12 protein-coding genes are annotated in these 12,711 nt (G+C 70.9%); 9 read left to right on the forward strand and 3 right to left on the reverse strand.

What is annotated here, in order from left to right; all coding sequences use genetic code 11:
• Positions 1-6: 6 nt before the first annotated feature.
• The 3 genes from SXIN_RS21830 to SXIN_RS21840 are packed head-to-tail and all read right to left on the reverse strand — an operon-like array spanning position 7 to position 3,234.
• A complete protein-coding gene (locus SXIN_RS21830) occupies positions 7-969 on the reverse strand; it encodes a hypothetical protein (protein WP_019712116.1) in 963 nt (320 codons plus the stop codon).
• Complete coding sequence (locus SXIN_RS21835; RefSeq protein ID WP_019712117.1) at positions 947-2,062, reverse strand: DUF3696 domain-containing protein; 1,116 nt, start codon at positions 2,060-2,062, stop codon at positions 947-949. Before SXIN_RS21835 ends, SXIN_RS21830 begins: the two co-directional genes overlap by 23 nt.
• The gene (locus SXIN_RS21840; protein WP_019712118.1) at positions 2,059-3,234 is read right to left on the reverse strand and encodes a DUF262 domain-containing protein; all 1,176 of its coding nucleotides are present in this window, start codon (positions 3,232-3,234) and stop codon (positions 2,059-2,061) included. The genes SXIN_RS21835 and SXIN_RS21840 overlap by 4 nt, the downstream gene beginning before the upstream one ends.
• A 316-nt stretch (positions 3,235-3,550) precedes the next feature.
• On the opposite strand from SXIN_RS21840, the gene SXIN_RS21845 reads away from it, so the two are divergent.
• The 9 genes from SXIN_RS21845 to SXIN_RS21890 all read left to right on the forward strand — a co-directional run bounded on the left by SXIN_RS21845 (position 3,551) and on the right by SXIN_RS21890 (position 12,663).
• Positions 3,551-3,910 carry a histidine triad nucleotide-binding protein gene (locus SXIN_RS21845; RefSeq protein WP_019712119.1) on the forward strand — a complete coding sequence of 120 codons (360 nt, stop codon included), beginning with the start codon at positions 3,551-3,553 and terminating at the stop codon, positions 3,908-3,910.
• A gap of 5 nt (positions 3,911-3,915) precedes the next feature.
• Positions 3,916-4,833, forward strand: a complete 918-nt coding sequence (locus SXIN_RS21850; RefSeq protein WP_019712120.1) for a ribonuclease Z — start codon at positions 3,916-3,918, stop codon at positions 4,831-4,833.
• 183 nt (positions 4,834-5,016) lie between these two features.
• A complete protein-coding gene (locus tag SXIN_RS21855) occupies positions 5,017-6,081 on the forward strand; it encodes a PhoH family protein (RefSeq protein WP_019712121.1) in 1,065 nt (354 codons plus the stop codon).
• Between the two features lie 12 nt (positions 6,082-6,093).
• On the forward strand, positions 6,094-6,591 hold the full coding sequence (gene ybeY / locus SXIN_RS21860) for an rRNA maturation RNase YbeY (RefSeq protein ID WP_019712122.1): 498 nt from the start codon (positions 6,094-6,096) through the stop codon (positions 6,589-6,591).
• Positions 6,588-7,931, forward strand: coding sequence for a hemolysin family protein (locus SXIN_RS21865; protein WP_095757405.1), 1,344 nt, complete (start codon positions 6,588-6,590; stop codon positions 7,929-7,931). Before ybeY ends, SXIN_RS21865 begins: the two co-directional genes overlap by 4 nt.
• An 84-nt stretch (positions 7,932-8,015) precedes the next feature.
• Positions 8,016-8,381, forward strand: a complete 366-nt coding sequence (locus tag SXIN_RS21870; RefSeq protein WP_095757406.1) for a cytidine deaminase — start codon at positions 8,016-8,018, stop codon at positions 8,379-8,381.
• A gap of 124 nt (positions 8,382-8,505) precedes the next feature.
• Positions 8,506-9,468 (forward strand): GTPase Era, encoded by a 963-nt coding sequence (gene era, locus SXIN_RS21875; RefSeq protein WP_192883617.1) that lies wholly within the window; start codon positions 8,506-8,508, stop codon positions 9,466-9,468.
• A gap of 356 nt (positions 9,469-9,824) precedes the next feature.
• A complete protein-coding gene (gene leuA, locus SXIN_RS21885) occupies positions 9,825-11,612 on the forward strand; it encodes a 2-isopropylmalate synthase (RefSeq protein ID WP_019712124.1) in 1,788 nt (595 codons plus the stop codon).
• Positions 11,613-11,988: 376 nt separating this feature from the next.
• Positions 11,989-12,663, forward strand: coding sequence for a TerB family tellurite resistance protein (locus tag SXIN_RS21890; RefSeq protein ID WP_238153830.1), 675 nt, complete (start codon positions 11,989-11,991; stop codon positions 12,661-12,663).
• Positions 12,664-12,711: the final 48 nt, after the last annotated feature.

Consider the following 12,711-nt stretch of genomic DNA (forward strand, 5'->3'; position numbering starts at 1 on the left):
CCGCCATCACTCGGTGTCGAGATGGTCCACGAAGATGCCCACCAGGATGCGGTGTCCCAGCCGAGGGGCGGGAAGACTGAAGTGCACGCGATTGCGGGCGGGGTGCTGTTTGGCGTGCCATTCGCACTGGTAGACCTCGCCGTCGTGCGTGACGTCGCGCTGCTTCATGATCTTCGCTTTGGAGCGGGTATTGACGCTCTCGGGTGAGAGGGTGACACCATGGCTGCCGAGGACCTGCTGGACGGCCCTCGTGTTGCCCGGGTGCGCGGCCAGGGCGTCCGCGAAGTGGTCGTGCACGACGGCCAGCACATCGACCACCCAGTCGCGTAAGTCCTGGTAGGAGCCGTCGAATTTGCGGAAGGTGAGCGATTCGGCGAAGACGAGCCCCGGGAAGGCCTCGGCGGCTCTGGCGAAGAAATCACGCTCCGGGACGTTCTCCCGGACGAACAGCTCACGCCAGAAGCCGGGGAGAGCGGAGGGCTCGGCGAGGAAGCAGACATCTGTTCCCGCCCCCATGCCGGTCACTGGGAGCCAGCCGCGTCGCCCGGCTGTGGGGAAGACGAGACAGCCGACATCGTGGCCGCGCACTCCGCGCCACAGCGCGTACCCCACCGACCACGCGAGTTCCTGTACGACTCCGTCGATCTCCACTTGGTCAGGCAGACCGGGGAGCTCGGTGTCCCAGGAGGGGCAGCGGTCCATCAGACCTGCCATCCGTAGCCGCGCGTCCCGCCCGGCCCGCGGCTCGGCGCCACCGTATAAAATCTGGTACAGCGCAATTCCGTCCGCGCACTCGGTCTCGCTCCACCATGGCGACACGGCGATCCCGTGTTGTTCACGCAACTCGGCGAGCACGTCGGTGAAATCGTTCAGCAGGTCCGTGAGCCGGTCCCCCGTGAGCCCCCGGAAGTCAAAGGACGATTCGTCCACGACGAAGCGGTACGGCTCACCTGCCTCTGCGCCTGGCACGCGCCAGCCTCCCCAGGTCGTGCTCCATCTGGTCGAAGAAGCCCTCTGGCCAGTCGGTCAGTTCGCCCTTCTCGGTGAACTCGATGGGCGCGGACCCGACCTCTTCCGCCCCGAAGTAATGGACGAGGGCATTTTCGGGGGCGAGGACCCGTTCCTCCGCCACGGCGAGGCGGGCGCCGTTCAGCACATGGTCGCTGTGGGTCTCGACGATCACCTGAGCGCCGGCACCCGCGACCCGGGCCAGGAACCGGCCCAGCTTGGACTGGCCGCCCGGGTGCAGATGCGCTTCGGGATTCTCCACGATCAGCAGGTCACCCGGGCGGGAGAGCAGACCGGCCACGATGACCGGGAGGGCGTAGGAGAAGCCGAACCCCATATTGGTCGGACGGATCGGTTCACTCAGCAGGCCGGGTTCCTGGAAGCGGATGGTGCTCGCCGTGATGCCGGCGGGCCACTGTGCTGTGATCTTGACGGGCCGGATGATGTCGGAGGCCCAGGTCTCCACCTGCGTACGGAGGATGGTGACGCCGTGTGTGGCGGCAGTGCCCGGGTGTAGCAGTTCCGTGGCCACCTGCCTGCTCTCGTGGAGAGCGAGCACCTGCGCGGTGTACTCACCCTGTGTCCCGACACCGATCCGGTCGGGATGTTCGGCGGATACGCCCAGTTGATCCCTGGGGCCGAGCCGCTCGGCGCAGAGGTAGGTGAAGCCGCACCCGTGGCCGTGCAACTCGGGCAGCATGCGCTCGGGAGCTGTCGCGTCCACGAGGTAGAGCGCCTGCTCGTCCGGGACTTCGAAGCGGTGGACGACCGGAGCGAAGGCGGGATCGCTGTTGTCGAGCCGGATCTCGATGACCGAGTCCGGCGCGGAAGGGTGCAATACCTCATGTGCTTCCCCGAGTGCCAGTCCGTACGGCCCGTTCAGCTGCACCACACCACCGCCCCCCGACTCCGCCAATTGGCGTGCCAGCAGGAGCGCTTGAATAGTAGTGCTCTTGCCGGTGCCGTTCAGCCCGGTCAGCACCGTGAAGGGACGGAACGTGAAGGACGCGTCGGTGAAACGCTTGAAGTTCCGGATCCCCAGTGAGGTGATCACTTGCCTGCCCCCGCGGCTCGCGCGGTGGCTTCAAAACGGTAGACGACACGGCGGACGTCGCCTGTGGAGGAGGTGATCGCCTCCAGATACCGGTAGTCGTTCGTCATGAGCTTGCGCGCCGCCCTGACGATGTCTTTCCGGCGGCGTTCGAGATCCTTCGTGTCGCTGTCGGCCAGCGTGATCGACCAGGTTTCGAAGAGGGCGCGGTTGATCGGGTTTCTTCCGGACACACCCTCCGGCCACTTGCGGAAGGCGTAGTCGGCGAAGACCACGCGCGCGTTCCGCATGGCCTTCTCGAAGGCGGACTTGAGTTCCTCGACGCGTTCGTCGGAGACCTCCTTCGGACTGTCCAGCATGGCCGTGGTGCGTTGCAGGAACGGGTCCATCGCCGGGCCCTTCGCATGTGCGTAGCCGTCCACTCCCAGGAGCCAGAACGCGGCGAAGCGCAGTGCCATCTCCCGGTCGTTCATCCGGAGGTGGCCGCCCAGGTTGTTCGTCGCCTCGTTGAACGCCGCCGTTGAGGTCATCGCCTTGAGGATCGCTCGGCTGCGGTCCCGGCTCATGCAGTGCCGGATCTCCTGGGCGCTGAGGGGCGTTCCGCCGGTGTTGATGCGCTTGAAGATGTCATACATGACGTCTGTCGGAGTCGTCGGATCGATGACGTGGGCGACGATCTGCGCGTTGTTGATGCGCCGCTTCCACGGCGCGGGGAGGTCGTCGAACCGCTTCCCCTCTACGGTCTCCTTGAGATATTCGAGCCCTTTCAACGCGAAGCCCGCGCCCTGTCCGCCGCGCACGAAGTCGTGGATGGTCGACAGCCGCTGAAGCCCGTCGACTACACGCATGTACCCGTCGGTGTCCTCCGCGAAATAGAACGCGGGGAGCGGGATCTGCAGGAGCACCGACTCGATGAGCCTGGACTTCTGCCCCAGCTTCCAGACCCGGCCCCGCTGGAAGTCGGGAGCGAGCTCCAGCGAATCGTCATCGATCATGTCCAGAGCGTTGCGCAGCGAGAATTGCCGGGTGTTGACCCTGATCTGCTCCGGGTTCCAGGGCCGGTCGATCTCGGGGAGGGCGTCGTCGTTCTCGGCCTCCGCTTCGACGTCGGTGGCGGTGTCGAGGAAGTACTCCTCCGTAATCTTCGGTGGCTGCTGGCGCTCCGGGGTCGTCATGGAGGCGATCGTATCGGGGGACTCCGGCCCGGCTTCGCGTGTTCCGAGAGGATTCCCGGTGCCGGGTGCGCGGCTGTTTCCGGCTCTCCGGTGAAGGCGCGGCGCCGTGGGCCCTCGCGCTTCGGACGGGGGCGCGACGGCCGGCCGGGCCGGTGCGCGGGGACGGCGTGCGGGACCGCGTACCTCGCCGGGCGGCGCGGCCCCGATACCGGAGACCTGGCCGGTAGCATGCGGCCAGACCGGCCGGGGTGCCGACCGGCCGCCACCGGTCGCCCACCGGTCAGCCACCGAACGAACGTGCCGAGGAGGTCCGCTGATGGCGGGAGAGCCGCAGGCCGACTGTCTGTTCTGCAAGATCGTGGCGGGGGAGGTGCCGGCCACGCTGGTCCGCGAGAGCGAGACCACGGTCGCCTTCCGCGACATAAACCCCCAGGCCCCGACGCACGTCCTCGTCATCCCCCGGGCGCACCACCCCGACGCGGCCTCCGTCGCGGCGGCCGATCCGCAGCTTGCCGCGGACATCCTCCGCGAGGCGGGCGCCGTCGCCGCCGACGAACACATCGACGACTCCGGCTACCGCATCGTCCTCAACACCGGCGCCGGAGCGGGGCAGACGGTCTTCCACGTCCACGCGCACGTCCTCGGCGGACGCGGCCTCAACTGGCCCCCCGGGTAGTCCCGTTGACCCGCGAGCTCATCGTCCTCGGCACCGCCAGCCAGGTTCCCACCCGGCAGCGCAACCACCACGGCTGCATACTGCGCTGGGACGGCGAGGGCATCCTGTTCGATCCCGGCGAGGGCACCCAGCGCCAGATGCTCTACGCGGGCGCGGCCGTCCACGACATCACCCGCATCTGCGTCACGCACTTCCACGGCGACCACTCGCTGGGCCTCGCCGGCGTCATCCAGCGCATCAACCTCGACCGGGTGCCCCACCCCGTCACCGCGCACTACCCGGCCAGTGGCGCCCACTATTTCGAACGGCTCCGCTACGCCACCTCCTACTACGAGGCCGTGGAGCTGGTCGAACACCCGGTGCACGGGGACGGGGTCATCGCCGAGACCGAACCGTTCACCCTGGAGACCCGGCGCCTCTCCCACCCCGTCGAGGCCTTCGGCTACAAGCTGACCGAACCGGACGGGCGCCACATGCTCCCCGAGCGGCTGGCCGCGTACGGCATCTCCGGCCCGGACGTCGGCCGGCTGATCCGTGAGGGCAGCCTGGAGACGGAGGAGCACGGCACCGTCCACGTCGAGCAGGCGAGCGAGGTGCGGCGCGGACAGCGCTTCGCGTTCGTGATGGACACCCGGCTCTGCGAGGGCGCGGAGGCGCTCGCCGAGGGCTGCGACATGCTCGTCACCGAGTCCACCTTCCTGGACGAGGACGAGCGGCTGGCGGCCGAGGCCGGCCACCTCACCGCCGGGCAGGCCGCCCGGCTGGCCACCACCGCCGGTGTGCGGCACCTGGTGCTCACCCACTTCTCCCAGCGGTACACCGACGCGGAGGAGTTCGGGCGGCAGGCCCGCGCCGCGGGCTTCGGCGGTGAGCTGACGGTGGCGCGGGACCTCATGCGGGTCCCGGTGCCGAAACGCCACTGACCCCCGGCGTCCCCGCCGGCCGCGACAGGCCCCGACAGGCCCCGACAGGCCCCGACAGGCCCGGGAAAACCACTCGGGCCCTGTCAGCCCCCCGTCGTACCCTGGAGCACGAGAGAAACCGCACGGCACCGATGCGGTGTACCGAACAGAGAAGGCGGGATCAGCAGGCCCCAGAGCCGGCCCATGACGCAGACACCTTCAGCACAGAACCCCGACGAGGGGCAGGCGCGCGCCCGCTTCACCGTCCCGGCCAACCACCCGATGGTGACGGTCCTGGGCTCCGGAGACTCCCTGCTGCGCGTGATCGAGAAATCCTTTCCCCGCACCGACATCCACGTCCGGGGCAACGAGGTCAGCGCGGTCGGTGACCCGGCGGAAGTCGCCCTGGTCCAACGCCTGTTCGACGAGATGATGCTGGTGCTGCGCACCGGCCAGCCGATGACGGAGGACGCCGTGGAGCGCTCGATCGCCATGCTCCGCGCTCCCGGGAACGGCGAGGCGGGGGCCGAGACCCCGGCCCAGGTGCTCACGCAGAACATCCTCTCCAACCGCGGCCGCACCATCCGCCCCAAGACGCTCAACCAGAAGCGCTACGTCGACGCCATCGACCGGCACACCATCGTCTTCGGCATCGGCCCGGCCGGCACCGGCAAGACGTATCTGGCCATGGCCAAGGCGGTCCAGGCCCTGCAGTCCAAGCAGGTCAACCGGATCATCCTGACCCGGCCCGCGGTCGAGGCGGGGGAGCGGCTCGGCTTCCTGCCGGGCACGCTCTACGAGAAGATCGACCCGTATCTCCGCCCGCTCTACGACGCGCTGCACGACATGCTCGACCCCGATTCCATCCCCCGCCTGATGGCGGCCGGGACGATCGAGGTGGCCCCGCTGGCGTACATGCGCGGCCGGACGCTCAACGACGCCTTCATCATCCTCGACGAGGCGCAGAACACCAGCGCCGAGCAGATGAAGATGTTCCTCACCCGGCTCGGCTTCGACTCCAAGATCGTGATCACCGGTGACGTCACCCAGGTGGACCTGCCCGGCGGCACCAAGAGCGGTCTGCGCCAGGTGCAGGAGATCCTCCACAATGTGGAGGACGTCCACTTCGCCCGGCTGACCAGCACCGACGTCGTCCGCCACAAGCTGGTGGGCCGGATCGTCGACGCCTACGACCGCTACGACAGCCGGGAAGACGGCCACGACGGCGCCCGCGGGCACGGCCGGGGCCACGGCCACCCCGGGAAGTAGACTCACCGCACCATGTCGATCGACGTCAACAACGAGTCCGGTACCGCAGTGGACGAGCAGGCGCTGCTGGACGTCGCCCGCTACGGCCTCGCCCGGATGCGCATCCACCCGCTCGCCGAACTCTCCGTGATCGTCGTCGACAGCGACGCCATGGAGCAGCTCCACCGCCAGTGGATGGACCTCCCGGGCCCCACGGACGTCATGTCCTTCCCGATGGACGAACTCCGCCCGCCGGCCAAGGACGACGAGGACCCCCCGCAGGGGCTGCTCGGCGACATCGTGCTCTGCCCCGAGGTCGCCCGGCGGCAGGGTGAGGAGGCGCCGACGGCGCACTCGATGGACGAGGAGCTCCAGCTCCTCACCGTCCACGGCGTCCTCCACCTGCTCGGCTACGACCACGAGGAGCCGGAGGACAAGGTAGAGATGTTCGGCCTGCAGAAGGCGATTATCGACGGCTGGCGCGCCGAGCGCGGCGTCGAGGGCCCCTCGCCGGCGCCCACCACCCGGTGACCGGCCAACTGATCGCCGCGGCCGTCCTGCTCGTCGTGGTGGCCTGGCTCGCCGCCTGCGCCGAGACCGGACTGGCCCGGACGACCCGGTTCCGCGCCGAGGAGGCCGTGCGCTCCGGCCGCCGCGGCAGCGCCAAGCTCATGGTGGTCGCCGAGGACCCCAGCCGCTATCTCAACCTGGCCCTGCTGGTCCGGGTGGCCTGCGAGATGGCGGCGGGGGTGCTCGTCACCTTCGCCGCCGTACGGGAGTTCGAGGAGACCTGGGAGGCCCTGGCCCTCGCCACCGGCGTGATGGTCCTCGTCTCCTACGTCGCCGTCGGCGTCTCCCCGCGCACCATCGGCCGCCAGCACCCGCTGAACACCGCCACCGCCGCCGCGTACGTCCTGCTGCCGCTGGCCCGGATCATGGGCCCGGTCCCGCAGCTGCTGATCCTCCTCGGCAACGCCCTCACCCCGGGCAAGGGTTTCCGCAAGGGCCCGTTCGCCTCCGAGGCCGAACTGCGGGCCATGGTGGACCTGGCCGAGCAGGAACAGCTGATCGAGGCCGACGAACGGAAGATGGTGCACTCCGTCTTCGAACTGGGCGACACCCTCGTCCGTGAGGTGATGGTGCCCCGCACCGACCTCGTGGTCATCGAACGCGGCAAGACCGTCCGGCAGGCCCTCACCCTCGCGCTGCGCTCCGGCTTCTCCCGGATCCCGGTGGTCGGGGAGAGCGAGGACGACGTGGTCGGCATCGTCTACCTCAAGGACCTCGCCCGGAAGACGCACATCAACCGGGAGTCGGAGAGCGATCTGGTCTCCACGGCCATGCGCCCGGCCGCCTTCGTCCCCGACACCAAGAACGCCGGGGACCTGCTGCGCGAGATGCAGCAGCGGCGCAACCACGTCGCGGTCGTCGTCGACGAGTACGGCGGCACCGCCGGCATCGTCACCATCGAGGACATCCTGGAGGAGATCGTCGGCGAGATCACCGACGAGTACGACCGGGAGCTGCCGCCGGTCGAGGAGCTGGGCGGGGGCCGCTACCGCGTCACCGCCCGCCTCGACATCGGCGACCTGGGAGACCTCTACGAACTCGACCTGGACGACGAGGACGTGGAGACGGTCGGCGGGCTGCTCGCCAAGCTGCTGGGCCGGGTGCCGATCGCGGGGGCGACCGCCGTGGTCGACCTCGCCGACTACGTCACCGACCCGGAGCCGCCGGCCCTGCGGCTCACCGCCGAGTCCCCGGCCGGCCGCCGCAACCGCATCGTCACGGTGCTGGTCGAGCCGGTCCCCGTGGAGCGGAACGGATCCACCGGGGACGGCCACGGCGGACGGCGGGCCGAGCGGGCGTAGAGCACGCCCGGCCGTTCCCGCCGGGCCCCGGCCCGGCCCACCCGGTGGCCGCCGCGCGCCCGGGCGGTCCTTATCCTCGTAGCCATGACGGACACCACGGACAGCGCTCCCGCCCTCGACGCCGAAGACGCCAAGCTCGTCACCCTGGCCCGCTCCACCCGGGCCCGCAACGGCGTGCCGGAGGGCGCCGCCGTGCGCGACGAGACGGGCAGGACCTATGTCGCCGGGACCGTCGCCCTGGCGTCGCTGAAGCTCAGCGCCGTGCGCACGGCCGTCGCCATGGCCGTGGCCAGCGGCGCCCGGTCGCTGGAGGCGGCCGTGGTGGTGTCGTCCGCCGAGTCCGTGGCGGAGGAGGACCGCGCGGCCGTGCGCGACCTCGGCGGCCCGGACACCCCCGTCCTGCTCGCCGGACCGGACGGCACCCTGCGGACGGCCGTCAGCGCCGGCTGAGCGGCACGGAACGGCACGGCACGCGGGCCGGGACGGCCGGGCCGGGGCCCGGCCGCGACCGTGCGGCGCCTCGCCCCGGGACCGCCCGCTCCCGTGGTCGGGGGCGGTGCGCCGATCGGGGAGAATGGCCGCCATGAGCGATCGTTCCCCGTCCCAGCCCCGGCCGCAGGCCGCCCCGCACCGCTCGGGCTTCGCCTGCTTCGTCGGCCGCCCCAACGCGGGCAAGTCGACCCTGACCAACGCGCTGGTGGGGACGAAGGTGGCGATCACCTCCAGCCGGCCGCAGACCACCCGCCACACCGTGCGCGGCATCGTGCACCGGCCCGACGCCCAGCTCGTGCTGGTCGACACCCCGGGGCTGCACAAGCCGCGCACCCTGCTCGGCGAGCGGCTCAACGACATCGTGCGGACCACCTGGGCCGAGGTCGACGTCATCGGCTTCTGCCTGCCCGCCGACCAGAAGCTGGGCCCGGGGGACCGCTTCATCGCCGGGGAGCTGGCCAAGGCCGGGAAGACGCCGAAGGTCGCCGTCGTCACCAAGACCGATCTGGTGGACTCCAAGCAGCTCGCCGAGCAGCTGATCGCGGTGGACCGGCTCGGGCAGGAGCTGGGGCTGGACTGGGCGGAGATCGTCCCGGTGTCGGCCGTCGCCGGGCAGCAGGTGTCCCTGCTGGCCGATCTGCTGGTGCCGCTGCTGCCGGAGGGCCCGCCGCTCTACCCGGAGGGCGATCTCACCGACGAGCCGGAGCAGGTCATGGTCGCGGAGCTGATCCGCGAGGCCGCGCTGGAGGGCGTACGGGACGAGCTGCCGCACTCGATCGCCGTCGTCGTGGAGGAGATGATCCCCCGCGAGGGACGCCCCGAGAGCAAGCCGCTGCTGGACATCCACGCCAACCTCTACATCGAGCGGCCCAGCCAGAAGGGCATCGTCATCGGGCCCAAGGGCGCCCGGCTGAAGGACGTCGGCATGAAGTCCCGCAAGCACATCGAGGCGCTCCTCGGCACCCCGGTCTTTCTGGACCTCCATGTGAAGGTCGCCAAGGACTGGCAGCGGGACCCCCGGCAACTGCGCAAGCTGGGCTTCTGACGGCCCTCCCGCCGGTACGGGGACGCGGGGAAGGCGCCCCGGGACGCCTTCCCCGCGACGCCCGCCCCGGCGTCCGGCAGGCCGGAAAGCCCGAAGGCCGGAAAGCCCGAAGGCCGGAAGTGCCCGGAATGAGGGATGCGCCACGATCTCTCCCGTGGCTCCCGCCCGTCCCGCATACTGGACTCACCCCCCATGTCACGGCTCTGCTCGGCTAAGCTGCTGTGCACCATGCGTTTCGGGCTGCTTCTCCTTAGCCGCCGCGGCGAGGGCCTGTAGTCGAGGCCGACCCCCTCCCCGCGGAGTTCGGTGATGCCACCGTCGGCCGTCGAGAACCCTTCGGCAGGAGCCCCGCGCAGATGTCTTCCTCCCAGCACGTCACCGGTCACCGCCCCGTCGGCCGTACCACCCCCGTCACCGCCGCCACCGTCGCCCAGCGGCCCTCCGGGATGCCGATTCACAAGTACGGCCCCTACGAGGCCGTGGCGATCCCCGACCGCACCTGGCCCGGGAACCGGATCACCCGGGCCCCCCGCTGGCTGTCCACGGATCTGCGGGACGGCAACCAGGCGCTGATCGACCCGATGTCCCCGGCCCGCAAGCGGGCCATGTTCGACCTGCTGGTCTCCATGGGCTACAAGGAGATCGAGGTCGGCTTCCCCTCCTCCGGCCAGACCGATTTCGACTTCGTACGGTCGATCATCGAAGAGGGCGCGATCCCCGAGGACGTGACGATCTCCGTCCTGACCCAGGCCCGCGAGGAACTGATCGAGCGCACGGTCGAGGCGCTGCGCGGCGCTCCCCGCGCGACCGTCCATCTGTACAACGCCACCGCCCCGGTCTTCCGCCGCGTCGTCTTCCGCGGCAGCCGCGAGCAGGTCCGGCAGATCGCCGTCGACGGCACCCGGCTGGTCATGGAGTACGCCGAGAAGCTGCTGGACGCGGAGACCCTCTTCGGTTACCAGTACAGCCCGGAGATCTTCACCGACACCGAGCTGGACTTCGCCCTGGAGGTCTGCGAGAGCGTCATGGACGTCTGGCAGCCCGAGGACGGCCGCGAGATCATCCTCAACCTGCCCGCCACCGTGGAGCGTTCGACCCCCAGCACCCATGCCGACCGCTTCGAGTGGATGTCGCGGAACCTCTCCCGCCGCGAGTTCGTCTGCCTGTCCGCGCACCCGCACAACGACCGCGGCACCGCCGTCGCCGCCGCCGAGCTGGCCGTCATGGCCGGCGCCGACCGGGTCGAGGGCTGCCTGTTCGGGCAGGGCGAGCGCACCGGCAACGTCGACCTGGTCACTCTGGGGATGAACCTGTTCTCCCAGGGCATCGACCCGATGATCGACTTCTCCCGGATCGACGAGATCCGCCGCACCGCCGAGTACTGCAACCAGATGGAGGTCCACCCGCGCCACCCCTACGCGGGCGACCTGGTCTACACCTCCTTCTCCGGCTCCCACCAGGACGCCATCAAGAAGGGCTTCGAGGACATGGACGCCCGGGCCGCCGCGGCCGGGAAGACGGTGGACGACATCGAGTGGGCCGTGCCGTACCTGCCCATCGACCCCAAGGACGTCGGCCGCTCCTACGAGGCCGTCATCCGGGTCAACTCGCAGTCCGGCAAGGGCGGTGTGGCCTACGTCCTGAAGAACGACCACAAGCTGGACCTGCCGCGCCGGATGCAGATCGAGTTCTCGAAGATCATCCAGATGAAGACCGACAGCGAGGGCGGCGAGGTCACCCCGGCCCAGATCTGGTCCGTCTTCCAGGACGAGTACCTGCCCACCACCGACGCCCCCTGGGGCCGGATCGCGCTGCGCTCCACCCAGACCTCGACCACCGGCGAGGGCGGCGACGCGCTCACCGTCGAGGCGGTCGTCGACGGGCAGGACACCGTGCTGACCGGCAGCGGAAACGGCCCCATCGCCGCCTTCATCAACGCCCTGGGCTCGATCGGGGTGGACGTACGGGTGCTGGACTACGCCGAGCACGCCCTGAGCGAGGGCGCCGGCGCCCGGGCCGCCGCCTACGTCGAGTGCGCCGTGGACGGCAAGGTCCTGTGGGGCGTCGGCATGGACCCGAACACGGTCCGCGCCTCCCTGAAGGCCGTGGTCTCCGCGGTCAACCGCTCGGCCCGCGCCGCCTGACCTCTCCCGCCTCAACCGCGCCGCGTGAGGCGCGCCCGTGCCGCCGCTCCGGACCCGGGGCGGCGGCACGGCTGTTCCCGCGTCTCCCGCCTCTCCTCCCCGGTGTTTTTCTGCCGGAACCGGACGTCCCGGTCCGGCCGGGACCGGGTGCGCCGCGAGCGCAGCGCCGCAGGTCGGAGCGCGCGTACGGGGTCCGAACGGCCGTTCCCGGCCACCGTCGGCCGCCGCCGGACCCCCGCCTCCCCCGTCCGGGGTGCTGACGCCACCCGTCCGCTGTGGTTAACATCACGTCCATACGGCACCGTTGCCGCACGATGACAATCCGGCGGCGCGCGGTGCCCCGATGTTTCGGGATGAGCCGCCGGAGGTGCGCGAGATGCGCGTGTGGGGAGTGTGCGCCAGCTGGCACACGGTCGGCGACGGCGAGTTCTTCTGCCCCGACTGCGGCGGCGACCGCAACTACCGGCGCCGCACCGGGCGCCGCCGGTTCACCTTCCTCGGCATCCCGGTCCTGCCCCGTGGCACGGCGGGCCCGGTCGTCGAGTGCTCCTCCTGCCGGGGCCACTTCGGCACGGAGACCCTGGACCACCCCACCACCGTCCGCTTCTCGGCGATGCTCCGCGACGCCGTGCACACCGTCACGCTCGCCGTCCTCGCCGCCGGCGGCACCGAGGCCCGGCCGACCCGCGAGGCGGCCGTCTCCGTGGTGCGCGCCGCGGGGTTCGCCGACTGCACCGAAGGGCAGCTCCTCACCCTCGTCGAGGCGCTGGCCGCCGACGCCGGCCGGCTCCCCGGCTGGGCCGAGGACTTCGGCGAGCGCAGCGGCACCGCGCTGACCATAGAGCTCCACGAGGCCCTGGGCCCGCTGGCCCCGCATCTCGCCCCGGCCGGACGGGAGAGCATCCTGCTCCAGGGCGCCAGGATCGCCCTCGCGGACGGGCCGTACCGCCCCGCCGAGCGGGAGGCGCTCTCCGCCGTCGGCGCGGCCCTCACCATCCGCCGCGAGGAGACCGAGCGGCTTCTCGCCGCCGCGGCCCGCACGCCCTCCTGAGCCCCGTCCCGGAGGTGCGCGGGCCGTCTCCCGCCCCCGCGCCCGGCG

The sequence above is a fragment of the Streptomyces xinghaiensis S187 genome (assembly GCF_000220705.2).
Lineage (GTDB): Bacteria > Actinomycetota > Actinomycetes > Streptomycetales > Streptomycetaceae > Streptomyces > Streptomyces xinghaiensis.